Source organism: Desulfuromonas versatilis (assembly GCF_019704135.1).
Taxonomy (GTDB): domain Bacteria; phylum Desulfobacterota; class Desulfuromonadia; order Desulfuromonadales; family NIT-T3; genus Desulfuromonas_A; species Desulfuromonas_A versatilis.
The window spans coordinates 3607355-3630327 of the sequence record NZ_AP024355.1 but is presented as its reverse complement, the minus strand read 5'-3'; the positions used below and the strand labels follow the sequence as shown (position 1 = coordinate 3630327).

The 22973-nt window shown below is 64.4% G+C and carries 20 protein-coding genes; 5 read left to right on the top strand and 15 right to left on the bottom strand.

The genetic code is table 11. From position 1 onward, the window contains the following. Positions 1-116: 116 nt before the first annotated feature. From DESUT3_RS16260 to DESUT3_RS16230, 7 genes are all read right to left on the bottom strand, one after another. The gene (locus DESUT3_RS16260) at positions 117-884 is read right to left on the bottom strand and encodes an SDR family oxidoreductase (RefSeq protein WP_221249519.1); all 768 of its coding nucleotides are present in this window, start codon (positions 882-884) and stop codon (positions 117-119) included. A gap of 258 nt (positions 885-1142) precedes the next feature. Beyond that, positions 1143-1691 carry a gamma-glutamylcyclotransferase family protein gene (locus DESUT3_RS16255; protein ID WP_221249518.1) on the bottom strand — a complete coding sequence of 183 codons (549 nt, stop codon included), beginning with the start codon at positions 1689-1691 and terminating at the stop codon, positions 1143-1145. A gap of 7 nt (positions 1692-1698) precedes the next feature. Next, entirely contained in the window at positions 1699-3384 is a 1686-nt protein-coding gene (locus tag DESUT3_RS16250; RefSeq protein WP_221249517.1) for an ABC-ATPase domain-containing protein, read from the bottom strand. Positions 3385-3611: 227 nt separating this feature from the next. Next, complete coding sequence (locus DESUT3_RS16245; RefSeq protein ID WP_221249516.1) at positions 3612-5909, bottom strand: DNA translocase FtsK; 2298 nt, start codon at positions 5907-5909, stop codon at positions 3612-3614. 102 nt (positions 5910-6011) lie between these two features. Then, positions 6012-6803 (bottom strand): undecaprenyl-diphosphate phosphatase, encoded by a 792-nt coding sequence (locus DESUT3_RS16240; RefSeq protein ID WP_221249515.1) that lies wholly within the window; start codon positions 6801-6803, stop codon positions 6012-6014. Positions 6804-6880: 77 nt separating this feature from the next. After that, complete coding sequence (locus tag DESUT3_RS16235; protein ID WP_225911541.1) at positions 6881-8584, bottom strand: ribonuclease J; 1704 nt, start codon at positions 8582-8584, stop codon at positions 6881-6883. 33 nt (positions 8585-8617) lie between these two features. Continuing rightward, positions 8618-9313, bottom strand: a complete 696-nt coding sequence (locus tag DESUT3_RS16230; protein WP_221249514.1) for a lysophospholipid acyltransferase family protein — start codon at positions 9311-9313, stop codon at positions 8618-8620. Positions 9314-9477: 164 nt separating this feature from the next. On the opposite strand from DESUT3_RS16230, the gene DESUT3_RS16225 reads away from it, so the two are divergent. After that, the gene (locus tag DESUT3_RS16225; RefSeq protein ID WP_221249513.1) at positions 9478-9990 is read left to right on the top strand and encodes a single-stranded DNA-binding protein; all 513 of its coding nucleotides are present in this window, start codon (positions 9478-9480) and stop codon (positions 9988-9990) included. Positions 9991-10095: 105 nt separating this feature from the next. Here DESUT3_RS16225 and DESUT3_RS16220 read toward each other — a convergent pair whose 3' ends face one another. Further along, positions 10096-10779: a TIGR04211 family SH3 domain-containing protein gene (locus DESUT3_RS16220; RefSeq protein WP_221249512.1), complete on the bottom strand. Its 684-nt coding sequence runs from the start codon at positions 10777-10779 to the stop codon at positions 10096-10098. 448 nt (positions 10780-11227) lie between these two features. Here DESUT3_RS16220 and DESUT3_RS16215 point away from each other — a divergent pair, with 448 nt between their 5' ends. Then, entirely contained in the window at positions 11228-11497 is a 270-nt protein-coding gene (locus DESUT3_RS16215; protein WP_221249511.1) for a hypothetical protein, read from the top strand. 135 nt (positions 11498-11632) lie between these two features. After that, positions 11633-12211 (top strand): HEAT repeat domain-containing protein, encoded by a 579-nt coding sequence (locus DESUT3_RS16210; protein ID WP_221249510.1) that lies wholly within the window; start codon positions 11633-11635, stop codon positions 12209-12211. A 119-nt stretch (positions 12212-12330) separates the two neighbouring features. Here DESUT3_RS16210 and DESUT3_RS16205 read toward each other — a convergent pair whose 3' ends face one another. The 3 genes from DESUT3_RS16205 to DESUT3_RS16195 form a co-directional block, all read right to left on the bottom strand. After that, on the bottom strand, positions 12331-13665 hold the full coding sequence (locus DESUT3_RS16205; protein ID WP_221249509.1) for an HD-GYP domain-containing protein: 1335 nt from the start codon (positions 13663-13665) through the stop codon (positions 12331-12333). Then, positions 13655-15256, bottom strand: a complete 1602-nt coding sequence (locus DESUT3_RS16200) for a HEAT repeat domain-containing protein (protein ID WP_221249508.1) — start codon at positions 15254-15256, stop codon at positions 13655-13657. The genes DESUT3_RS16205 and DESUT3_RS16200 overlap by 11 nt, the downstream gene beginning before the upstream one ends. Before the next feature lie 74 nt (positions 15257-15330). Next, positions 15331-17169 (bottom strand): AMP-dependent synthetase/ligase, encoded by a 1839-nt coding sequence (locus DESUT3_RS16195; RefSeq protein ID WP_221249507.1) that lies wholly within the window; start codon positions 17167-17169, stop codon positions 15331-15333. A gap of 119 nt (positions 17170-17288) precedes the next feature. Here DESUT3_RS16195 and coaE point away from each other — a divergent pair, with 119 nt between their 5' ends. Then, positions 17289-17918 (top strand): dephospho-CoA kinase, encoded by a 630-nt coding sequence (coaE, locus tag DESUT3_RS16190; RefSeq protein ID WP_221252579.1) that lies wholly within the window; start codon positions 17289-17291, stop codon positions 17916-17918. Here coaE and DESUT3_RS16185 read toward each other — a convergent pair. Beyond that, entirely contained in the window at positions 17869-18723 is an 855-nt protein-coding gene (locus DESUT3_RS16185; protein ID WP_221249506.1) for an alpha/beta hydrolase, read from the bottom strand. The genes coaE and DESUT3_RS16185 overlap by 50 nt on opposite strands. A 155-nt stretch (positions 18724-18878) precedes the next feature. Further along, the gene (locus tag DESUT3_RS16180) at positions 18879-19661 is read right to left on the bottom strand and encodes an IclR family transcriptional regulator (protein WP_221249505.1); all 783 of its coding nucleotides are present in this window, start codon (positions 19659-19661) and stop codon (positions 18879-18881) included. Between the two features lie 312 nt (positions 19662-19973). Between DESUT3_RS16180 and DESUT3_RS16175 the strand changes: the two genes are divergently transcribed. Continuing rightward, positions 19974-20429 (top strand): universal stress protein, encoded by a 456-nt coding sequence (locus tag DESUT3_RS16175; protein WP_225911540.1) that lies wholly within the window; start codon positions 19974-19976, stop codon positions 20427-20429. A gap of 88 nt (positions 20430-20517) precedes the next feature. Here the strand turns inward: DESUT3_RS16175 and DESUT3_RS16170 are convergent, their stop codons facing one another. After that, on the bottom strand, positions 20518-21351 hold the full coding sequence (locus DESUT3_RS16170; RefSeq protein ID WP_221249504.1) for a sugar phosphate isomerase/epimerase family protein: 834 nt from the start codon (positions 21349-21351) through the stop codon (positions 20518-20520). Positions 21352-21440: 89 nt separating this feature from the next. Then, positions 21441-22964 (bottom strand): sodium:solute symporter family transporter, encoded by a 1524-nt coding sequence (locus DESUT3_RS16165; protein ID WP_221249503.1) that lies wholly within the window; start codon positions 22962-22964, stop codon positions 21441-21443. Positions 22965-22973 lie beyond the last annotated feature (9 nt).

The following is a 22973-nucleotide window of genomic DNA, read 5'->3' as shown; positions in this document are numbered from 1 at the left end:
CATTGCCTTTGACCCGGCTTTTTTTGCGAAACGCATTGCGGTGCCCGCTGCGAATGCGGCATGGGTGAATACTACCGGCCTTGCTTCGGAAAGGTCAACGTAAATTGCGGGAATGGCTATTCTCTTTGACGATGCACCGCGAGCGGGCCCCAGCTCTGGAAAACCGACATGACCTCCAGGGTGTTGATGTTGACGTGGGGCGGCAGGCTGGTCACCCAGAGGATGATTCCCGCCAGGTCCTCGGCGCTCAGCGGTTCGGTGTCGGCGTAGACCCCGGCGGCCTTCTGCTCGTCCCCCTTGAAGCGGACCTTGGAGAACTCGGTCTCGGCCATCCCCGGGGCGATGCAGCTCACCCGCACCCGCTTGCCGAGCAGGTCGGTGCGCAGATTGCGCGAGAACTGCTCGACGAAGGCCTTGGTGGCGCCGTAGGCGTTGCCGCCGGGATAGGGCCAGGAGCCGGCGGTGGAGCCGATGTTGACGATGTGGCCGCGGTTGCGCTCCACCATGCCGGGGAGCAGCAGGCGGGTGCAGTACATGAGCCCCTTGATGTTGGTGTCGACCATCACCTCCCAGTCGTCGAGGTTGACTTGGTGGGCCGGCTCCAGGCCCAGGGCCAGACCGGCGTTGTTGATCAGCACGTCGACCTCGCTAAAGTCCTCCGGCAGTCCCTGCACCGCCGCCTGCACCGCCCGGCGGTCGCGCACGTCGAGACGCAGGGTGTGGACCTGGCATTTTTTGCCCAGCTCCGCGGCCAGCTCCCGCAGGGCCTCCTCGCGGCGGGCGGCCAGCACCAGCTTGTGCCCCTGCCCGGCGAAAGCCCGGGCGCAGGCCGCGCCGAACCCGGCCGAGGCGCCGGTGATGAAAACGGTCTTTTTCGTGGTCATGGATACCTCCTTTGCATGGCAAGTGAGCCTAGCTCAACAGGTAAGATGGGCTAGAGATAGAGGTTTCGGGAGAGCTCGGCCAACCAATTTCGGCCATCGCACACAGGCAATAAGTCTCTTGGGAGCCTGGTTTCACCACCCGCTCGCTTGGCTCGCTGAAGGACACGAAGGGCACGAAGAAGGACATGGAAAAATTTAGAGGTTGTTTTTCTTCGTGCTCTTCGTGGTGAGATTCTGTTCCCGGCAGTGCCCCCCTGCTCAGAGCCCATCCGGGAGAAGATTCGGGGATGAATTCTTGTTGAATTCCTTGATCTGCTGCAAAAGTTTCCGGTGCTCCTTCACCCGCACCAGATCGTGGTCCGCGATGGTTTCGATCCCCGCGAACCGTTCGGTGTAGTCAGACTGAAAAGCGCAGTACTCCATCCCCAGCAGCACCAGCTCAAGGTACCAGTCGAAGGGGCGCAGCGAGGCGTTGACGTAGCCATCCATCGCCAGGTAGGTAAAGGCCTCGATGGGTTGTCCCTTAAATTCGAGGTGAAAAGTCCCCGTCTCGTACCCTTTACCCAGCCCTTCAAAAAAGTCCAGCGTTTTTTTCATCTCCGGGGCGATCCGGTACAGGGCGCAGCAGGCTTTGTCGCCCGGGGCCCCGGTGAACAGCAGGTTGCACTTTCCCGAACCGTCCTGGCCCCGCTTGTGGAACCGCAGGTCCCACCGGGCAAGTTCGACGGTGCCCAGCAGCCGGCAGTCGCCGATGCGCCGCTGCAGGCGCAGGGGGTGGAGGTTCGAGCCGTAGGCCAGGTAATGCATGGCTGCCTCAGGGGCGGATGCGGTTGACCGCCGCCGCCAGTTCGAAAAGCCGGGGCAGGGCGAGGTCGCCGGTTTTCCAGGGGGGGAGCAGGTCCAGTCCGCCCTCTTCGATCGCGGCCAGAGCGCTGGCCAGGCCCTCGGCCAGGGTTGTGCTCGCCTGAGCTTGGTTTTCGGCGAAAAACTTGATCAGCAGGCCGATGGCCCGCACCTGGCCGAGATCCACCAGCTGTTCGACGTTGCCCAAGTCGATATTGTGCTCGCCGTAGAGCAGGGTGTCGAGGCCGCGGGTGTCGATCTTCGCCTCCCGGCGGCCGCGGGCGGGGTTGAGCATGGCGGCGGTGGGCACCCGGCGCGGCTGCAGGTCGAGCGGCGGCGCCCCGGCGGTTTCGGGCCTGACCCGCGGGGCGCCGGCGATGCGCCGCGCCTCGGCGGTGACCTCGCGGACGGTGTAGCTGTCGAGCATGATGACCCGGTCGGCCACCTCGAGATAATCGCCCGAGCCGCCCATGACGATGACCGTGGAGACGCCGTGCTCGTCATAGAGCTCGCGCACCCGGTGCAGCAGGGGGGTGATCGGTTCCTTGTCCTTGGTGACCAGCTGCTGCATCCGCTCATCGCGGATCATGAAGTTGGTGGCCGAGGTGTCCTCGTCGATGAGCAGCACGCCGGCGCCGCATTCGAGCGCCTCCATGATATTGGCCGCCTGAGAAGTGGAGCCGCTGGCGTTTTCCGTGGAAAAGCGCACCGTGTCCCGACCCAGCGGCAGGTTGTCGATGAACGGGCTGATGTTGACGTCCCAGACCGAACGGCCGTCCTCGGCGCGGATCTTCACCGCCGCCGGGTCGCTGGCGACCCGTTCGCGGCCGTCGCCGGGGATGTGGTCGTAGACCCCGCGCTCGAGGGCGTGCAGCAGGGTCGATTTGCCGTGAAAGCCGCCGCCGACGATCAGCGTGACCCCGGCGGGGATGGCCATGCCGCGCACCTCCCCGGCATTGGGGAGAACCAGGGTGCGAGCCAGGGATTCGGGTGCGCGAAACGGGATTGCGTCCTGCGGCAGGGGGCGGTCATCGATCCCCGAGCGGCGCGGCAGGATCGCCCCGTCGGCGACGAAGGCGACCAGCCCCTGCTTGGCCAGTTGGTCCCGCAGGGCCTGCTGGTCCTCCACCGACTCGACGTGGCGGCGCGCCTTATCCGCATCGAGGCTGGGATAGAACAGCGCCCGCCGCACCACCTCGGGCAGCTCGCGAAACAGCATCTCCTCGGCGTCGCGGCCGCGGATGGTGCGCCCCGCGGCGGGCAGGCCCAGAGTCAGCCGCGCTTCCACGGCGCCCTCGGCGATCAGCACCGCGTTGCGCACCAGCACCTGCTGGCCGCTGGTGGCGATGGCCATCTCGCCGCTCTTGCCGATGCCGCGCCGCCCCCGGACGCACTGGCGGATGGCGGCGGCCACCGCCCGCCCGAGAAAATCCTCGAGGGCGATTCGGCGCACAGGGGTGGCGAACAGTTCGGGCGGCAGGCCCGCCTGGGCGGCGGCGACGTAGACCGAAATCCGCGACGGGGCGGCGAAGGGGTCGCCCTGCACGTGATCGACGCCGAGCCGAAACTCGCCGAAATCGTAGCTGCCGGTCAAGTCCTTGTAGGCCTTGTAGCCCTTGCCGTCGATGCGTTTAAGAATGTCGCGCAGGCGGTTCATGGGGAACCCCGAAAAATCTATTTAGCCACGGATAAAGTCTGATCAAATCTGATAAGGCCTGAACTAAATCAAAAACCAAGGTTCAAGGTTTTGTTTTTAAGTCAGATTTTATCAGATTTGATCCGTGGCCAATTGCCTTTAAGTTTTTTCTTTTACCCGAAAACACAAAAACGCCAAGAAATCCCTCATCAGGCCTTCTCGGCGTTTTTCGCGGTGAATAAGATTTTTCAGGGCTGCGGGATGTTGTTGACGAACACCTCGCGGGGGCGGCTGGTGCCGTCGGAGGGGCCGACGATCCCTTCCTGCTCCATCTTCTCGATCATCCGCGCGGCGCGGTTGTAGCCCAGCCTCAGGCGTCGCTGCAGCATGGAGATGGAGGCCTGCCGGGTCTCGGCGACCAGGGCCAGGGCCGCGTCCCATTTCTCGTCGTACTCCTCGTCCTCGTCGCCGCTCCCCCCGTCGCCCGAGGGCGGGGCCTCGAGGATGCTCTTGTCGTACTCGGGCTCGCCCTGCTTCTTGAGAAAGTCGACCACCCGCTGCACCTCGATCTCGGAGACGAAGGCGCCGTGCACGCGCTGCAGCGCCCCGGTTCCCGGCGGCAGGTAGAGCATGTCGCCCATGCCGAGCAGGGTCTCGGCGCCCATCGAGTCGAGGATGGTGCGCGAGTCGGTGCGCGAGAAGACCTTGAAGGAGATCCGGGTCGGGAAGTTGGCCTTGATCAGGCCGGTGATGACGTCGACGCTCGGGCGCTGGGTGGCCAGGATCAGGTGGATGCCGGCGGCGCGGGCCATCTGCGCCAGGCGGGCGATGGATTCCTCGATCTCGCGGCCGGCGACCATCATCAGGTCGGCCAGCTCGTCGACGATGACCACGATGTAGGGCAGGTGGCCGTGGTCGAGCTCTTCGCCCTCGGCGATCTCCACCGGCGGCAGCTCCTCCTCGAACTCGGCCTCGACGGTCTCGACCAGCACCTTCCCCTCGGCCTTGAACTTCTCCTTTTCCTTCTCTTCCTTGGCGATCTTCTTGTTGTAGCCGTCGATGTTGCGCACGCCCTTGTCGCTCATCAGCTTGTAGCGCCGCTCCATCTCCCGCACCGCCCAGTTCAGCGCCAGGGCGGCCTTCTTCGGGTTGGTCACCACCGGCAGCAGCAGGTGGGGGATCCCCTCGTAGATGGAGAGCTCGAGCATCTTGGGGTCGACCATGATGATGCGCACGTCCTCGGGGGTGGCGCGGTAGAGCAGCGAGAGCACCATGGTGTTGATGGAGACCGACTTGCCGCTGCCGGTGGAGCCGGCCACCAGCAGGTGGGGCATTTTTACCAGGTCGGCGACCACGGTGCGGCCGAAGATGTCGTGGCCCAGGGCCATGGGCAGCCGCCCGCCGGATTTCTGGAACTCTTCCGAATCGATGATCTCCTTCAGGTAGACCGTTTCGCGGTCCTTGTTGGGGATCTCGATGCCGACCACGCCGCGCCCCGGGATCGGCGCGACGATGCGGATCGACAGGGCTTTAAGCGCCATGGAGAGGTCGTCGGAGAGGTTGGCGATCTTGTTGACCTTGACCCCCGGGGCCGGCGAGAACTCGTACATGGTGACCACCGGCCCGGGCTTGACCTCGACCACCTCGCCTTCCACGTTAAAGTCCTTGAGCTTGCTCTCGAGGATGCGGGCGTTCATCATCAGGCTGTCCTTGTCCACAGCCTTGGGCGGGTCACCATCGTGGTCGAGCAGGGTGGTGGGCGGCTTGTGGTAGCTGCCCGAAACCTCGAGAAACTCGAAGGACTCCTGGGGCGATTCGCTCTCCTTGCCTTTTTTCTTCTTGGCCGGTTTGGGCGGCGCCGGCAGGTGCCTGGGTTCGGGCTGGATGATGATGGGGGCGGAAATCTCCAGTTCCTTTTTCTTCTGCTTCTGTTCCTTGCGGTGCGCCCTGAACGCGGCGTGGGCCTCGCGGCGCCGCTCGAGGAAGCCGCCGAAGCGCCCCAGCACCCCCTCGAGGAACAGCACCATGGAGAAGCGGGCGACCAGCATCAGCGAGACCAGGAAGAAGACGCTCAGGAAGATCGCCGCCCCGGTCAGGTTGAGCCAGGCCGAGAGGGTGTCGACCAGCAGCCGCCCCACGGCGCCGCCGGCTTCGTTAATGGTCTGCGACCCCAGTTGCACCTTGTGCAGGCGCAGCGCCACCAGGCCGTCGAGGGAGACCAGCAGCATGAGGAAGGCGCCGACCTTGTAGAAGCGGATCTTGACGTCGCGGAACTTGAGCAATCGCCAGGCGAAAAGCAGAAAGGCCAGGGTCAGCAGATAGGCCGGCAGGCCGAAAAGCTGAAACAGCAGGTCGGCCAGGTGTGCTCCGACCACCCCGCCGAAGTTCTTGACGGCCTGGGGATGCAGGTTGTTGTTGAAGGAGGGGTCGCTGTTGTTGAAGGAGACGAAGCACAGCAGCAGGAAGATCCCCAGGGCCAGGCAGCAGACCCCGCAGATCTCCTTTTTGATGTGTTCGCGCAGAAATGGTGCCGGTTCTTTAGCCATGAAAACCTCTAAGGATAAAGGATCGAGGCCCGAGGACAAAGGACTCACCCTTCTGGTTTTGCCCTTTATCCTTGTGCCTTTTTCCTTTTTCCCGCCTTTTTATCACATCGACAGACAGAAAAACAGGCTTCCCGCCGCCCAGCAGTACAGGGCGAAGGTGAACAGCCGCTTTTTCCGGATCACCCCCAGCAGCAGGTGGATGGAGGCCAGCCCTGCGAGAAATGCAATACCCGTTCCAGCCAGGTAGACGGGGAGCTGCCCATCGGCAACCGCGTGCAGGTCGCGAAGCGAGAGCAGGGCGGCGCCGAACACCGCCGGCAACGCGAGCAGAAAAGAGAAGCGGGCGGCGGTCTCGCCGTCCACCCCCTTGAGCAGCAGCGCGGCGATGGTCGAGCCCGAGCGCGAAATCCCCGGGACGATGGCCATACCCTGCACGGTGCCGACCACCAGGGCGTCGCTCAGAGTGAGCTGATCCTGCTTGCGCCCGTCGCGGCGGAAGCGCTCGGAAAGGAACAGCAGGGTCCCGGTCACCAGCAGCATCAGCGAGACCACCGTCAGGTTGTGGAACAGCCCCTCGAAAAAGTCCTTGAACGTCAGGCCGATGACCGCGGTGGGGACCGAACCGGCGGCAAGCAGGGCCAGCAGCCGGCGGTAGAGCCTGGCCTGTTCGTCTCTGCGAAACGGGGAGACCAGCAGGTTGCCGACTTCACGGCGGAAATAAAGCAGCACCGCGACCATGGTTCCGACGTGCAGCATTACGTCGAACAGCACCCCCGGCTGTTCGAAGCCCGGCATGAAATGCTGGGCGATGGCCAGGTGTCCCGAGGAGGAAACGGGGAGAAACTCGGTCAGGCCCTGAAGCAGGCCGAGGAACAGCGCTTGGAGAAGGGTCATAATAATGCCTGTTCGGGGGTAGGGGCGCACCTGCTTGTGCGCCCACGGTGGGGCAGACACACAGGTCTGCCCCTATATTACAATTCCAGAATCACCGGCAAAATCAGCGGTCGGCGCTGAATGGTGCGGTTGAAGAAGCGGCGCAGGGCCTTGCGCACCTCGATGCGCAGCTCTTCCCAGTCGGAGAGGGCCTCCAGGCTGTGTTCGGTGAGCATCTCCCGCACCACGTCGCGGGCCTGGGCGAGAAACGCCTGGCTTTCTTCCTCGGGGACGAAGCCGCGAGTGAGCAGTTCGGGGCCGTAGAGGATCTCGCCGCTCGACTGGTTGAGGGCCAGAAACACCAGCACCATGCCGTGGTTGGCCAGGTGGCGCCGGTCGCGCAGTTCCATCACGCCGACATCCCCCACCCCCTTGCCGTCGACGAAGACCCGGCCGGTTTCCACCTTCTCCTCCCGGCGCAGGCCGTTGTCGGAAACAATCAGCGGCTGGCCGTTTTCCAGTACCACGACGTTTTCCGCGGCGATGCCCATGGCGCGGGCCAGGGCGGCGTGCTTGACCAGGTGGCGGTACTCGCCGTGAATCGGCACGAAGTAGCGCGGTTTGACCACCCCGAGCACCAGCTTCAACTCGTCCTGGCTGGCATGCCCCGAGACGTGCACTTCGCTGGTGGTCTCGTAGAAAACCTCGGCGCCGCGCCGGTAGAGGTGGTTGATCAGGTCGGAGATCGCCTTTTCGTTACCGGGGATGAACTTGGAGGAGAGGATGACCGTGTCCCCCGGTTCGAGCTGCAGCTGCTTGTGGTCGTCCATGGCGATGCGCGACAGGGCGCTCAGCGGCTCGCCCTGGCTGCCGGTGGTGATGATCAGCACCTTGTCGCGGGGCAGCTCGCGCATCTGCCGCAGGTCGATCAGGGCATCGTCGGGGATGTACAGGTAGCCGAGCTGGCGGGCGATGGCGATGTTGGCCACCATGCTGCGGCCGTTGACCAGGATCTTGCGGCCGCAGGCCAGCGCCGCGTTGACTACCTGCTGGATGCGGTGGATGTTGGAGGAGAAGGTTGCCACCATGACCCGCTCGCGGCAGGTCGGAAGAATCTGGCTGAAGGCCTCGCCGACCACCCGCTCGGAGAGAGTGTGCCCCTCGCGCTCGACGTTGGTCGAGTCCGACATCAGCAGCAGAACCCCCTCTTCGCCGTAGGCCGCCAGGCGCCCCAAGTCGGTGGGTTGGTTGTCCACCGGGGTCGGGTCGAGCTTGAAGTCGCCGGTGTGCACGATCAGCCCGGCCGGGGTGCGGATGGCCAGGCCGGCGCCGTCGACGATGGAGTGGGCGGCGCGGTAGAACTCCACCGAGAAGGGGCCCAACTCTACGCTCTGCCGGGGGGAGACCGCCTGCAGGCTGGAGCGGCTGAGCAGGCCGTGCTCCTCGAGCTTGCCCTTGACCAGGCCGAGGGTCAGCGGGGTGCCGTAGACCGTGGGAAACCCCAGGTTCTCCAGAAGAAAGGGGATCGCGCCGATGTGGTCCTCGTGGCCGTGGGTCAGCACCAGTCCGACGATGTCGCCGGTGCGCTCCTTGAGGCAGGAGATGTCGGGGATGACCAGGTCGACCCCCAGCATGTAGGCCTCGGGAAACATCAGCCCGCAGTCGATCAGCAGGATGCTCCCCCGGCACTCGATGGCCATCATGTTCAGGCCGATCTCCCCCAGCCCGCCCAGCGCGATCACCCGCACCGCGTCGGGATGCAGCTCCGCAGCGAGCCCTGATTTTGCTTCGCTCTGTTCCACCTTGAACCTTTTTCCTTTGGCCTTGATCCTGTTTTATTCCCCCACCGCCGTGGCGATGGGGTGGCGCACCGCCTCCATGAAGGCATCGCGATCGGCGGCGGCCTGCTGGCCCGCGGCTACCGGGGGGAAGATCCGCACCTGGATATGGCCGCCCTGGATCCAGCGGCTGTGCTTGGGGTTGATGTCGCGGCTGCCGGTGATGGCCACCGGCACCACCGGCACCCCCGCCTGCAAGGCGAGCATGAAGCCGCCCTTCTTGAACGGCAGCAGCTTGCCGTCCATGGAGCGGGTCCCTTCGGGGAAGACGATCACCGAGGCCCCCTCGCTGATGCGCCGGGCGGCCTCCTTCATGCTCAGCATCGATTTCTTGCGGTCGGAACGGTCGATGGGGATGTAGCCGCTGCGGCGCATGGCGAAGCCGAAGAGCGGGATCCGGAACAGCTCCTCCTTGGCCAGCCAGCGGAACTGCCCGGGCAGGCTGGCGAACAGCGCCAGGATGTCGAAGTTGCTCTGGTGGTTGGGCATGTAGATCACCGGCTGCCCCTGCTGCAGGTGCTGCTGCCCCTCGGCGCTGAGCCGCACCCCGGCCAGGCGCAGCCCGACTTGCGCCCAGAACCTGGCGTAGTTGTGCAGGTAGTCGGGGCTGAGAAAGGAGAGGGGCACGCCGGTGAAAATGACGAACAGGGTCCAGGGTATGAAGGTGACAAAGAAGAAAATCGTGCGCAACATCCGCAAGTTCTCCGCAAGCTGTTGAAAACAGTTAGTCTACGGAAGTCATGGGGGGGAGTCAAACCTTTTCGCCGGCCTCGCCGGCCGCCGGGGGGAAAGGGCTTTACAGTTCCGAAGGATTCAGGTTAGACTCGGGGTCAATTTATGCAAGGGAGGCGACCCCCATGTCGGTCAACAAGGTAATTCTGGTAGGAAATCTCGGCAAAGACCCCGAACTGCGCTACACCCCCTCCGGCGCCGCCGTGGCCACATTTTCACTGGCCACCTCCGAGCGCTACAAGGATCGCAACGGCGAGTGGGTGGACAAGACCGAGTGGCACAATATCGTCGCCTGGCGCCAGCTGGCGGAAATCTGCGGCAAGTACCTGCACAAGGGCAAGCAGGTCTACATCGAGGGCAAGATCCAGACCCGCTCCTACGACGACCGCGACGGCAACAAGCGCTACACTACCGAAATCGTCGCCGACCAGATGCAGATGCTCGGTCGCGCCGGCGAAGAGGGCGGCGGCAACAACAACTATCAGCGCGGCGGCGAGTCCCGCCAGGGCGGCTACGGTGGCGGTCAAGGCGGCCAGGGTGGCGGCCAGGGGCAGCGCCCTCAGCAGCAGCGCTCCGAGCCCAGCCGCAACGACTACGAAGAGCCGCCGTTCAACCCGGACGACGATATTCCGTTCTGAGACGCGGCAGTACGATCACCCGAAAACGAAAACAGAAACGCCCCCCGCACTCGGGGGGCGTTTCTGTTTTTCGCAGGCAGGGTCGTCAGGAAAAATCTGCGATTCTCACCATCCCAGCGATGATCTCTTGGCCTTTTTCCGCGAGATGCTGCCGACCATCCAGCCGAAGAACAGCACCCCGCCGCCGGCGAGGAACCACTTGATCATCGCGGTGCGCAGCACCGAGTTGCGCTCGGCGCGCAGGGCGTTGACTTCGGTGGTCAGCTGCTGGTTTTCGTTGGCCAGTTGGTCCCGCTCATCCTGCAGCTTGACCACGTTTCGGGCCTCCTCGCGCAGCTTCTCGTACTTGCCCCGGTATTCCTCCAGGCCTTTTTCCGCCTGCCCCTTGCCCGTCTCAAGTTCGCCGATCTGGGATTTGAAGCGGTTGACCAGGGTGTCGACGTCCTTGTAGCTCTCCTTGACCTGCTTCAGTTCTTCGGCCAGCCGGGCGTTGTCTTTCTCCAGGTTGGCGGCGACCATCGCCTTGGGGGGTTCGCCGGTCAGGAACTGGGTGAGCACATAGCCCGTCGTGCCGCCGGGTTCGCGCACCTGGGCCCACTGGCCGTCGTCGTCGAGCACCTCGAGGGGGGTGCCGACCTTGAGCATTTTAAGGATCTTGAAATCATTGCCCTTGCCGCGGCGCAGGGTGATGGTCAGCTCATCGGAAACGTAGCGCGTAGCGGCCAGGGCGGCGCCGGCGCTCAGCAGCTGCAGGGCGAGCAGGACGGACAGAAGGGTTTTAAGGCGCATGGCGTCATCCTTTGGCTGATGGAGGTGTTGGGTTGACCGTTTTTCAATAGCAACTCATGTGCCGGATGGTATTTGCAAACTATTTCAGTGGTTTGGCTCTTTGGACCGTTTCCGCTGATCCTTGCTGGCTCCGACTCCGTCCAGAAACCGTCGGTTTTGGCCGACAGACTTACGGCCGTGGTAATCGCCTGGCGGTGTCCGAACTGCCCGGGCGGAGGGCAGGGGGGCGTTTGCCGGCGGCGTAGCCGCATGGCGACAGCCGGTGCCGAAGCTGGTCGACCGAGGGCGCGGACGCTTTTTTCGGGGCCCCCTTGACCCCTCCGCGGTTGGGGGTTTTACTTGATTATGAACTCGTGAGTTGCAAACGGGTGGGCGCGCAAGCCGTTGACCTGGCAGAGCTTTCAACAGGTCCTCAACGATTTTGCGGGGCGACCAAGGAGCGATGGCCATGCAAGAGCTTCTCAGGCAGACGAGGGAGATCCTCAAGCGCGACCCGCGGCTGGCAGGGCTGCGGGTGAGCGCCGACGAGGGGGAACTGCATTTGCTGGTGGGTGACGATCGGTTCGCCAGGCTGCTGCCGACGGACAAGCAGGGGGTCTGGCGTCTGGAGTATTTCCACAACCGGGAGCGCTGGGAGAGCATCGATTTTCGCGGGACCCTGCGGGAATGTGTGCAGTTTCTCTCGGAAAACACCCATTACCATTTCTGGGAGGGGTAGCCGGGCATGGACTGCGGGCGCCGAAGCGAAAAGCGGCCGGCGCAAGGAGGCTCCAGGAGCCTGCCGGGGCCAAATTCGTTGCGCCCAGGGGCCAATTCTGCTAACGTTCATCCCTGACATGAAAGGGATGCAACGTTGAGCACGCTTGATGCACGGCGAAAAGTACTCAAGGAGGCGTTGACCGACGCGGACGATGGCGTGCGCCTGGCCGCTGCCGGCGCTTTGGAACAGCTCGAGGCCCTCATGGGCCTGGGGCAGGTCCTGGAGGCGCTGAAGTCCGACAACCGCGGCCAGCGGGTCAAGGCCATCCTCGCCCTGGAGCGGGTCGCCTCGCCCCGGGTATTCGCTCCCTTGATGGAGCAGCTCAAGGATGCCGATCCGGATATCCGGGCCGCGGCCATCCAGGTGCTGGGCAAAAAGAAGAACCCCAAGACCCTCGGGGGCCTGGTCAAGCACCTGAAGGACCCCCACCCGGCCGTGCGGGTGCATGCCGCCGAGGCCTTGGGGCATTTTGAAGACCCGCGGCTGGTGCCCTACCTGGGCGCCGCCCTGAAAGCCTCGGACCTCGAACTGGTCAAGAGCGCCGTCCGCGCCCTCGGTGCCCTGGGCGCCGGCGAGGCGGAGCCGTTCCTGATTCCCCTGGCCAAGGATTCGCGTCCCGCGGTGCGCCGCGAGGCGGTGAGGGCCCTGGGCAAGCTCAGGATCGAGGGATGAGAGAGCGCCGCAGAGGCGCTGTGGAGGATGCCGCCGGGCGCGCCCGGCGCTGGATCAAAGGCCAACCCCGCTTCTTCGGAGGCGGGGTTTTCTGTTTCCTGGGGCCCTTGAAGGGGGGCTCAGAAGAATTCCCCGACCTCAATGCCGCGTGAGAAAGGATCGACTTCCGCGATTATCCTTTTGGACTGGGAGCCGGGGAGGTGGCGAACCACGGGCTCGGCCAGGCGCTCGCCATCCCCGTCGAAGAGGACTTTCAGGTCGATGGTGTCCGGCTGTCGGGTGTCGACCCGGATGACCAGGCCGATTTCGTTGCTGTCGAGGCGCACCAGGCTCCCCACCGGGTAGGGGCCCAGGGCATTGATCATGAGTTCGACGTACCTGGGATGCAGAACCGTTCCCCCCAGCTCCCGCAACCTGGCTGTGGCCTTGCGGGGGGTCATGGGGTGCTGGTAGGAGCGCAGGGTGGTCATGGCATCGTAAGTGTCGGCGATGGCGGCCATGTCGGCCAGGGGGGAGATGCTTCGGCCGCGGGCGTCTTCCGGGTAGCCTTTCCGGTCGTAGCGCAGGTGGTGGCAGAGGACGATGTCGATGACTTCCTGGGAAATGCCTTCCATCTGGCGCACGATGATCGCCCCCGACTGGGGGTGCTTGCGAATTTCGGCGAACTCCTCGTCGGTCAGGCGCCCCGGTTTGGTGATGATCCGCCGGTCGATGATCAGCTTGCCAAGATCGTGCAGCAGCCCGCCCAGCCCGAGGGTGCGCAGCTGCTCCTCGTCCAGGCCGCAGGCCCGGCCCACCGCCAGGGCGATGACCGAGACGTTCACCGAGTGGTTGAAGGTGTAGTTGTCGTAATCGCGGAGCATCGACAGGGCGAACAGGGCATGGGGATCGGCGAGGGTGAGCTTGACCATGCTCTTGACCACCCGCCGCGCCTCGGTGGAGGAAGGGATCTTGCCCAGGCGCATGTCCTGAAAGATCTTGTCCACCACCTTGAGGGCCCGCCCGTAGACCTTGCGCGGGGCCTGATCCTCCTCGTCCTCTTCGGTGGACTGGGGCAGGCAGGCGCGGATGTTGTGGATGCCGCGGTCGGTCAGGGTGTCCTGGAAGGTTTCGCCCTTGCCGCCGCCATCTTTGAGGATGCCCAGAAAGCTGCGCAGTTCGCCGATGCCGATGTTGGGGTGAAACTCCAGCCCCTCCAGCTCGAGCATCTGCAGCAGCCGAGCCAGTTCTTCGGCTGCCGGACTGCCCTCGCTGAACAGCTGGTCTTCGAGAAACAGCACTCCCTCGAGCAGCCCCATCCGCACCGGTCGCTCCTCGGCGAACAGGGGAACCAGGCTGTTCAGCAGCCCTTCGAGCAGGCGTTCGATCGCCGGGTGCTGCAGCGGATAGAGCCGCAGCCCCTTGTAGGCCCCGGCCATCGCCTGGACCATTTGTCGGCAGAGTTCAGGATTCATGTTCGCTCAGTGGGCGGATCTGCTTCAGCGCCTGGGAGGCTGCCCGTGCCACCTCGGCTGGACGGCCGTTGGCTGCGGTTTCGAGAACGGCGCTCGCCTCCGGGTCACCGATCCCCCCCAGGGCCTGGGCTGCGTAGAGCCGCAGCTCGTCCCAGCGGGAGCGGCGCCAAAATCTGCGTCGGCGCAGAATGGAAGAGAGGGTCGGGACCGCGTCGCGATGGCCGATTTCCCCCAGGGCCCGGATGGCGGCTTTTTTGTCCTCGATGCTGGCCAGCATCAGGTCCGGCTTCTGGACGAGCTTGACCAGGGTGGGGATCGCCTCGCCGTCTTTAATCGCCCCCAGGCAGAGCAGGGCTTGGCGGCGCAGGTCCCCCTCCTCCTCATCGACGGTGTGCAGCAGGATGTCGATGGCATTGCGGCCGCCGATGCGGGTGAGGGCCCGCAGGGTCTCCCTGCGCACCCGCGGCTCCTTGTGGTGGAGCAGGGGCGCGAAGTGCGCTGCCGATCCCTGGTCGCGGATCTCGCCGAGGATGCCTACGGCGTTGCGCACCACGAACCAGCGCGGATCGGCAAGATGCTCGATCAGGATCGGCACGGCGGCGCGGCCCTGGCGGACCAGGGCGGCAGAGAGGATCTTGCGCGCGCGGGCCTCGCCTTCCTCGGTCAGCCGCTCCATGATCTCGGGGACGACCTTCTCGCGCAGATACACCAGGATGTGGAAGACCGCGTCGCGTAGTTTCTCGGGTGTGCTGCGGCCGCACAGCTGGTCGAGCAAGAAGTCCGTCAGCTCCTTGCCCAGGAGCTGATTCAGGGCATGCAAGGAATATTCCCTGCGTGACTTGCCGGCCGCCGGGGTGGAGCTGTTCCGGCAGAGCAGCACAAGCGCCCCCACCACCAGCGAAGGGGGGGCTTCGCTCAGGCTCATGCGCAGCAGGGGGACCAACTCCTGCAGCAGCTGGCGATAGCGGGCGTCGGAGGTGGCCGTGCGAAGTTCCGCGAGGACCGTCTGCAGATCCCGTTTCCGGGCGGCAGGGGTTGGCCCCCGGGCGGACAGGGGCTCTTCATCCTGCTGCTCGCCGTGGAGCTTCTTCTGGGCTTCCAGGATCTCCTTCTGCGCCAAAATCTTGGCCAGGTCGGTTTCGTTGACCCAGAGGGTGGACACCCGGGCGTTGTACAGCAGTTCCTGAATCCCCCCCAGCCGCTGGATCTCGGCGCTCTCCAGGCTGATGCAGCGGGCGAAGGCGCGCAGGTCCTCCGGGGTGAGATCGGGCAGGATGGTGAGCCGCTGGATGCGGCGGGCAAACAGCAGGGAGGCGAGTTTGGCCAGCATCGGGTTTTGCGGGGTGAGGGGGCGCTCGCCCAGCAAAAAGCCCTCCCGACGTACCCCGAGGGCCAGGTTCTCCCCGGCGCCCAGCAGCGGCTCGAAAAGCCCCGCGGCTGCCTGGACGGCCGCCTTCAGCGCCGGATGCCCCGGGGGGTAGTAACCGATTGCCTTGACGAGCTTGACCAGCCCCGCCAGGGCATTCTCCACCCCTTTGAGCCACTCCTGATTGGCCGATTCGCCGTCCGCCCCTGTGAAATCCTCTTTCATATGCGGATTAAAATATCCTTCCGCCGAACAAAAGTAAACACCTTAGCTTCCGGCAGCCGCTCCGCCCCGAAACCTCACCCCCTGGTCTCGCGCTCGGCATCGACAATGCAGAATCCGCTGTCGTGGACCCCGTGGTCCTTGGCCTGGTACATCTCTTCGAGCACCTGGTGGTAGTGCTGGGTGACCAGCCTGCGCTTGACCTTCAGGGTCGGCGTTACCTGCTCCTTGGAAAAATCCCCGGAGAGAAGGGTGAAACGTTTGATCTGCTGGTACCCGGGGAGGTTCTCCTGCTTTGCCTCGAGGCGGGTGCGCGCCAGCTCGAGAATTTTGGGGTGGGTCACCAGGTCGCAGTGGTTCAGAAAGGGGATGTCGTTGGCCCGGGCATATTTCTCGAGATTCTCCAGGTTCGGCACCAGCAGCGCGGTCAGAAACGGCTTACGGTCGCCGTAGACCATGGCGTTGGCGAAGAACTTGTCGGCTTTGACCAGGTTCTCCAGAAACTGCGGGGCGATGTTCTTGCCTCCGGCGGTGACGATGAGGTCCTTTTTGCGGTCGGTGATCTTCAGGTAGCCGTCCTCGTCGACGCTGCCGATATCCCCAGTCCTGAACCAGTCCCCCTCGAAAGCTTCCGCGGTTCGTTCCGGGTCCTCCCAGTAGCCCTTGAAAATTCCCGGTCCCCTGACCAGGATCTCGCCGTCGTCGGCGATGCGCAGTTCGGTCCCGGGAAAGGGCCTGCCGACGGTTCCCAGGCGATGGGCCTCGGGGGTGTTCACGGCGATGCCTGCGGCGGTCTCGGTCAAGCCATACCCTTCGTAGATGGGGATGTCGGCCGCCAGGAAGAATTCGGCGATGTCCCGGCTCAGGGGGGCGCCGCCGGAAATGAAGAAGCGGATGCGGCCGCCCAGCGGGGCTCTGAGCTTGGAGAAAACGACCTTGCGCCCCAGATCCACCAGGTGGGCCAGCAGCGCGCTCGGTTGCTGCCCCGCCTGGGTCTGGCGGACGTAGGCCCGACCCGCCTTGAGGGCGCCGAAAAACAGCTGCTTCTTCAGCCAGGGCCCGGACAGGGCCCGTTCCATGACCCGGGCGTACATCTTCTCGAACAGCCGCGGCACGCTGATCGCCAAGGTCGGGTGGACCTCCTGGAGGTTGGCCGGCACCGTGTCGATGCTTTCGGCGAAGGCGATGACGGTCCCCACCTGCAGCATCAGGTAGTAGCCGTCGACCCGCTCGAAGACGTGGGACATGGGGAGGAAGGATAGGCATTGATCCTGGTCGGTGATCTTGAACACCGAGAGGGCGGCCTCGACGTTGGCCAGGATGTTTCGATGGGTCAGCATGGCCCCCTTGGGCTGGCCGGTGGTTCCGGAGGTGTAGACCAGTGTCGCCACCGCCTCCGGGTCGAGCGCGGCCATACGCTGTTCGAGCCGTTCGGCCTTCTGCTGCTCGCCGTCGCGGAGAAAGCGCTCCAGGGGGGTGACCCGGGGGTGTTCGAACTCCCCTTCGAGCAGGACGATTCGCTGCAGCTGCGGAACCTCGTGGAGCCTGGCTGCCAGCTCGGCGGCGGCGGTCGCCGAGTGGGCGAAGAGGATGCGGCTCTGCGAATTCTGCAGGATGTAGACGATGGCCGAGGTCCCCTCGGTATGGTAGACGGGGACGGTAATGGCTCCTATCGACATGGCGCCGAGGTCGGCATAGATCCACTCGGGGCAGTTGGGCGACATGATCGCGACCCGCTCGCCCGGAGCGACCTCCAGGGCCGCCAGCCCCCGGGCGTAAGCCCGGATGCTCTGCTCAAGCGCCCTCCAGGAGACGTCATGATAGGCGCCGCCGCGCTTGAAACGCAGCGCGGTGCGCTCATTCCGGCGGGCGGCCAGGCCGAGTACCATCTGGGGAATAGTCCTGAATTCACTCATGAGTCACCTCGCTCGGAGAAGGGTTTTTCACTGATCCCATTTCTGCTATGATGCTCGGAAGTTGCGGCGCCCCGGGTGGTCACCCCGACGAAGAGCGGCGCCTGCAGGTGGGAGTGGTCATGATACTTGGCGTTACCGGCGGCATAGCCAGCGGCAAAAGTACCGTGGCGCAGGTATTCCGGGAGCTGGGGGCCATCGTGGTGAGTGCCGATGAACTGGCCCGCCAGGCGGTTCTGCCCGGGACGCCCGCCCTGCGGCAGCTGGTCGAGCGCTTCGGCCCCCAGGTCCTCTGCGCCGACGGCACCCTCGACCGGGCCGCCCTCTCCCGCATCGTCTTCGCCGACCCCCGCGCCAGGCAGGACCTGAACCGCATCACCCATCCGGCCATCGCCGCGCTGGCGGAAAAACGCCTTGCCGAACTGCGCCGGCAAAATCCCCTGCTGGTCGTCTACGAGGCGCCGCTGCTGTTCGAAGCGGGCGCCGAAGGGCGGGTCGATGCCGTGCTCAGCGTAATCATCGACGAGCGCCTGCAATTGAATCGCTTGATGGCCCGGGACCGCAGCGGCCCTGAGGCTGCCCAGGCGAGGATTGCTGCCCAGATGCCCCAGTCCGAAAAGGCCGCGCGCTCGGATTACCTTATCGATAATTCCGGCTCGCTCGAGCAGCTCAGGCAGCAGGTCCAGGCGCTCTGGAGCCAACTCACCGGCCGGGGCCCCGCAGCCGGTCCAGCCGATCGAGAAAACCGCTGATCAGTTTCAGCGTTTCCGCCAGCCGCGGGTTTTCCTCCGTGGTGAGGATGTGGGAAACTTCCTCGCCGAGCAAATGATGCTCCTTGGTGGTGCTGCCAAGGCGCCGGTAAAGCTCTGCGCCGCTGGCCGGGTCGATGGTCGAGTCGCCCCTGGCGTTGATGACCAGAACCGGAAGGCGCAACCCGCGCAGCAGACGCCGCACCTTGCGCACCAGGCGGTAGAGCTGGTAAACCCCGTTGACCGGGCGCAGCTCGTAGTAGTACGGAGCAAGTTCGGCAGGGAGGCTGCGTTTCTGGAAGCGCAGGAAATACCGCAGCAGCCCGGCGCCTGGGGCGAGGCGATGGCGAAGCCGCAGGAAAGGCGAGAGCAGCACCACCCCTTCAAGGGGCCGGATCTCGGCCAGGGTCAGCAACAGCAGGGCGCCGGTGCTCATGCCGACCCCGTAAACCCGGTCGGTCTGTTCGGCCAGCAATCGATAGCCGCGCTCCACCGCCTCCTGCCACTCTTCACAGCTGCGGCCCGCCAGGTCCTCCGGCGTGGTCCCGTGTCCCGGCAGGCGCACCGCATGGCAGAGAAAGCCCGCCTGGGCCAAGGCCTCGGCGGGGCTGCGCATTTCCCAGGGCGAGGCGGTGAAGCCGTGAACCAGAAGCACCCCGCCTCGCGCCGAACCGGAGGGGGTTCGCAGGAAGGGGAGGTTCTCCTCCCGGGTGACCCCCGCGGCCAGGCCCTTGCGCCGTTCATTTTCAATGCTGATAGTGGCCGCCGGCCTGTCTTGCGGGGCCGCAGCCCCCTCCCGAAGGGACATTAAACGCCCTTTCGCTCTGAAATCCTTAAGGATTTTGAAAAAATTCTAGCAGTTCGGCAGGGCTTGTCAATAACCGTCGATCGGGTCGGCAAGGGGGATGGGGGAGGAGGCAGGCAAAAAAAATCCCCCTGCAGGCAGGGGGATTTTTCGGCTGGCTATTTATGGAAGCCGAGTCGCGTGGAGAGGTCTTCACCGGCTTGGAGCACCAGGGGGATCAGCTCCTTCTCGATGCGTTCGTCGGAGAAGCGCATCGATGGCCCGGAGATGGATACCGCGCCGACGATGCGGCGGGTGTAGTCGCGGATCGGGGCGGCAACGCAGCGCACGCCCGGATCGAGTTCCTCGTCATCGATGGCATACCCCTGGTCGGCGACCTTTTTGAGCTCCTGCTTGAGCTTGGCGCGGTCGGTGAAGGTGCTCGAAGTAAAGGCCTTGAGCTCCCCCCTGGGCAGCGTCGCTTCGAGTTCCTCGTCGGAGAGGTTGGCCAGGTGGACCTTGCCCGCGGCTGTGCAATGGGCCGGCAGTCGGGAGCCTACCCGGGACACCACCCGCACGGTGAGGTCGGTTTCGACCACGTCGAGGTACACGATGTGCCCCTCTTTGAAGATGGCGACGTAAGAGGTCTCGTTGCATTCGCCCACCAGTCGGTCGAGGATCGGCTTGGCCTGGCGTAACAGCCCCATCTGCTTGATGAAGGTCTGGCCGAGCTCAAGGGATTTCAGCCCCAGGCGGTAGTTTTCAGTAGCCTTGTTCTGTTCGATATAGCCGCGTGACTCGAGGGTGGCCAGCAGGCGGAAGACGTTGTTTTTATGGAGCTTGAGACGTTTACTCAGTTCGGTGACCCCCAGCTCGTCCACATCGCCATGAAACTGCTCCAGAAGATCGAGGGCGTGGGAGACCGCCTGGATGATATATTCCGATTTATCTTTCTTAGCCATGGTGATATCTTCCCTCTTTGGATTATTGCAGCAGATCGGCCGCCTTCATCTTATTGATTTCACCTTTAATGTCAAGTGTAATGGGATTATTTGCGAGATGTGATGACCGTTTTGCCTGGCGGATGCCCGGGGACCGGCGGGATACGCCGGTCCTGGATTTCCTTCGGCCCAAGAACTATAAAATGTTGTTTTAAAAAAGTCAATATCTGTGGAGTCTTATCCCTCCGTTTTCCGCCATCCGGGCGCAGGCGTTGCCGTTGACAGGCGGGTTCCGATCCATTAAATTAGCAGGCACTGCCAGCCCGGGAGGGGATGATGCTCAACCTCAGCAAAAAAATCCTGGTCGCCATCGATGGCTCACCCCAGTCGGACAAGGCCGCAGAAGAGGCGGTACGCCTTGCGGCGGCCTCGGGCACGCGCTTCAAAAGCAAGGTCCATGCCATGCTGGTGCTCCCCAGCATGCGCACCCCCTCATTCACCGATTTTTTCCCATCCCCCCCGGCTACCGAACGGCCGGACTGGGAAGAGACCCGCAAGCGAATCTTCTATGTGGTGGAGAAGGCGGCCCGGGAAGCCGACGTCCCCCTGGTCAGCGAAGTGGTATACGGCGAGGCGGCGGAAGAGATCCTGTCATTTGCCGAAGAGCACGAGATGGACGTCATCGTCATCGGTTCCTCGGGTTCCGGGCGGGTGCGGCGCGCTCTGCTCGGCAGCGTTTCGGCCAAGGTGGCTTCCCAGGCGCGCTGCTCGGTTTACATCGTGCGTTGATTTACCCCTTCCTCAGCGTTTGCCCGCCAAAGCCCTGCCGTCCGGCCGGGCTTTTTGTTTTCGGCGTGCCTATCCGCCGCTGCGGGGCTCAGTCGGCTGTTGCCGCCTGGTGAACGATCCCGTGCCGAGGCCGCTCCTGGAAACGGGTCTCCTGGCACAGGTATTCGAAAATTTCCGCCAGGCTCTCGCGAATCCCCGCTTCACTGTCGGGGAACTCATGGGGGGAGAGTTCGAGGGTGAGGGTTTCGTTGTAGCCGGTCTCGCGCAGATGGTTGAGAAAGCGGGTCAGCGGGAGCACGCCGTGGCCGGGCAGCAGGTGTTCCTTGCCGTATCCATAGTCTGAAAAGTGGATGTTGCGCATTTTTCCCGAGTTGTAAAACTGATGAAAATCGTTCAGGAAGTTGGCCTTTGAAGAACCCATATGGGCGGTGTCGAAGGTCAGGTAGAGATTTTTCTCCTCCATGAACTGGATCATCCGCGAGGTGTGGCCCAGCAGGTAGGGGTTGCTGCCGAACATGCCGGTGCTCGGCATGTTCTCCAGGGTGATGATCACCTGACCCTGGCCGACCTCGGCCTGGTAGTCCTTCACCCTGTTGAACCAGCGCCAGAATCCCAACTCCATCCCCATCCACGAGGGGGGGTGGAAATTGATCAGCGGGATGCCGGTTTCGATGGCCAGTTCGGCGGTGCGCTGCAGCTGGCTGATCTTGTTGCCCCAGCCGTCGATTTCGAAAAAGGGGGCGTGCAGCGAGCAGACGGGAAGGATCTGCTGAACGGCACGGATCAGGCCGACGTTGTCGGAGAGCCCGAAGTCGTGGTTGATAATGACCTCGAGGCCGTCGAAACCGGTGTCCCGGGCGATTTCAAACGCCTTCTCCAGGGGCAGAGTATAGAGGCTGCCGGCTGACAGGACCAGTTTCATTGCCAAAGGCTCTCCAGGCATAAAACAACATTTTGGGCGAGGTCTTTTTAGCAGAGCGGCGCTTCGCTGTCAATGCGCCGCGGCGCATCTCAGGGGCCGTGGACCTCCTCGGCGAGAAACCTGCGGATCTGCTCCGGGGGCGCCGGGGTGGCCAGCGAGACACCGATCATAACCAGGATCACCAGCGGAGCCCCGAGCAGGGCCGAGCCGGTGGGCGGAAACAGGTTCCCGATCAGGGGGATCGCGTCGCCCAGCAGCAGGGCGCCGAAAGTGATGAGGATGCCGGTGGCCATGCCGGCGATGGCTCCCTGCTTGTTGGTCCGATCCCACCAGATTCCCAGAAGGAACACCGGGAACAGGGTGTTGCCGGCCAGGGCGAAGGCCACGGCGGTGATCTCGGCGATCATCCCCGGGGGGTTGGCGGCGCCGGCCAGCACCAACACCGCCAGCACCAGGGTGGTGCCCTTGGCGATACGCATGCGGGCGCGTTCGCTGGCCCGCGGGTTGATCATCCGGTAGTAGATGTCGTAGGTAAAGGCGCTGGCCCCGGTGATCAGCAGGCCGGTGACCGTGGAAAAGGCCGCGACCATGGCCCCGGCGGCGATCACTCCCAGCAGCCAGGGGGAGAGGCCCACCCATTCCACCGCCTTGACGACGACCAGGTCGGCCATCGCCGCGGCGGTTTCCGGGGCGACGGCGACGCCCTGCCTGGTTTCCCAGAGCCGGGCGAAGGTGGCATAGGCCGGGGCGCTCCAGTAGAGCAGGCCGATGAAGAAGATCCCCCAGACCACGCTCCAGCGGGCGTCGCGGGGATTGGGGACGGTGTAGAAACGGGACAGGACGTGGGGCAGTCCGGCGGTCCCCACCATCAGCGTGAAGCACAGGGCCATCCAGTGAAAGGCGCTGTCGTAGGCCCAGGGGGCGATGGCGAACGCCGAAGAACCTGCGGCAACTTCGCGCAGGGCGCCGCCGTAGCCGAACTGGGGATCCGTCCAGGAGAATCCGAGTTTTTTCGCGACCAGCATCAGCGGTAGCAAAAACGAGACGATGATCACCGCATACTGGAACTGCTGGTTGCGCGAAGCCCCCAGGGAGCCCGAGAGGACCAGGTAGGAGATGACCACGGCGGTGCCGAAGAGCAGCGCCGCGCTGTAGTCCATGCCGAACATCCAGGAAAAGACCAGGCCGATCCCCTTGTACTGGGCCACGCAGTAAACCAGTGAGATGAGGATGGTGATGGCCGCCGACAGGGCGCGGGCGGCGCCCGATTCGTAGCGGGCGCTGACGAAATCGGGCGCCGAGTACTTGCCGAAGCGGCGGATCTGGGAGGCCATCAGGATGAGCAGCAGCACGTAGCCGCCGGTCCAGCCGATGACATAGGCGAAGGCCAGGTAGCCCTTGAGGTAGAACACCCCGGCGATCCCCAGGAACGAGGCCGCGCTCATCCAGTTGGAGGCGATGGCCGCGCCGATCCCCATGCGCCCGATGGAAGGGCCCCTGACCAGGTAATACTCGCCCCGGGAGGAGCGGCTGGCCAGGCCGACCAGGACGAACAGGGCAAGGGTGGCGAACAGCAACAGGGCCGGAACCAGCTTGACGGATTCAGCGTCCATGGGCGCTCC

What these genes read in the sequence shown, in the direction of transcription:
- DESUT3_RS16260 (WP_221249519.1), bottom strand. Translation starts at nt 884, where the DNA reads ATGACCACGAAAAAGACCGTTTTCATCACCGGCGCCTCGGCCGGGTTC.
- DESUT3_RS16255 (WP_221249518.1), bottom strand. Translation starts at nt 1,691, where the DNA reads ATGCATTACCTGGCCTACGGCTCGAACCTCCACCCCCTGCGCCTGCAG.
- DESUT3_RS16250 (WP_221249517.1), bottom strand. Translation starts at nt 3,384, where the DNA reads ATGAACCGCCTGCGCGACATTCTTAAACGCATCGACGGCAAGGGCTAC.
- DESUT3_RS16245 (WP_221249516.1), bottom strand. Translation starts at nt 5,909, where the DNA reads ATGGCTAAAGAACCGGCACCATTTCTGCGCGAACACATCAAAAAGGAG.
- DESUT3_RS16240 (WP_221249515.1), bottom strand. Translation starts at nt 6,803, where the DNA reads ATGACCCTTCTCCAAGCGCTGTTCCTCGGCCTGCTTCAGGGCCTGACC.
- DESUT3_RS16230 (WP_221249514.1), bottom strand. Translation starts at nt 9,313, where the DNA reads ATGTTGCGCACGATTTTCTTCTTTGTCACCTTCATACCCTGGACCCTG.
- DESUT3_RS16225 (WP_221249513.1), top strand. Translation starts at nt 9,478, where the DNA reads ATGTCGGTCAACAAGGTAATTCTGGTAGGAAATCTCGGCAAAGACCCC.
- DESUT3_RS16220 (WP_221249512.1), bottom strand. Translation starts at nt 10,779, where the DNA reads ATGCGCCTTAAAACCCTTCTGTCCGTCCTGCTCGCCCTGCAGCTGCTG.
- DESUT3_RS16215 (WP_221249511.1), top strand. Translation starts at nt 11,228, where the DNA reads ATGCAAGAGCTTCTCAGGCAGACGAGGGAGATCCTCAAGCGCGACCCG.
- DESUT3_RS16205 (WP_221249509.1), bottom strand. Translation starts at nt 13,665, where the DNA reads ATGAATCCTGAACTCTGCCGACAAATGGTCCAGGCGATGGCCGGGGCC.
- DESUT3_RS16200 (WP_221249508.1), bottom strand. Translation starts at nt 15,256, where the DNA reads ATGAAAGAGGATTTCACAGGGGCGGACGGCGAATCGGCCAATCAGGAG.
- DESUT3_RS16195 (WP_221249507.1), bottom strand. Translation starts at nt 17,169, where the DNA reads ATGAGTGAATTCAGGACTATTCCCCAGATGGTACTCGGCCTGGCCGCC.
- coaE (WP_221252579.1), top strand. Translation starts at nt 17,289, where the DNA reads ATGATACTTGGCGTTACCGGCGGCATAGCCAGCGGCAAAAGTACCGTG.
- DESUT3_RS16185 (WP_221249506.1), bottom strand. Translation starts at nt 18,723, where the DNA reads ATGTCCCTTCGGGAGGGGGCTGCGGCCCCGCAAGACAGGCCGGCGGCC.
- DESUT3_RS16180 (WP_221249505.1), bottom strand. Translation starts at nt 19,661, where the DNA reads ATGGCTAAGAAAGATAAATCGGAATATATCATCCAGGCGGTCTCCCAC.
- DESUT3_RS16175 (WP_225911540.1), top strand. Translation starts at nt 19,974, where the DNA reads ATGATGCTCAACCTCAGCAAAAAAATCCTGGTCGCCATCGATGGCTCA.
- DESUT3_RS16170 (WP_221249504.1), bottom strand. Translation starts at nt 21,351, where the DNA reads ATGAAACTGGTCCTGTCAGCCGGCAGCCTCTATACTCTGCCCCTGGAG.
- DESUT3_RS16165 (WP_221249503.1), bottom strand. Translation starts at nt 22,964, where the DNA reads ATGGACGCTGAATCCGTCAAGCTGGTTCCGGCCCTGTTGCTGTTCGCC.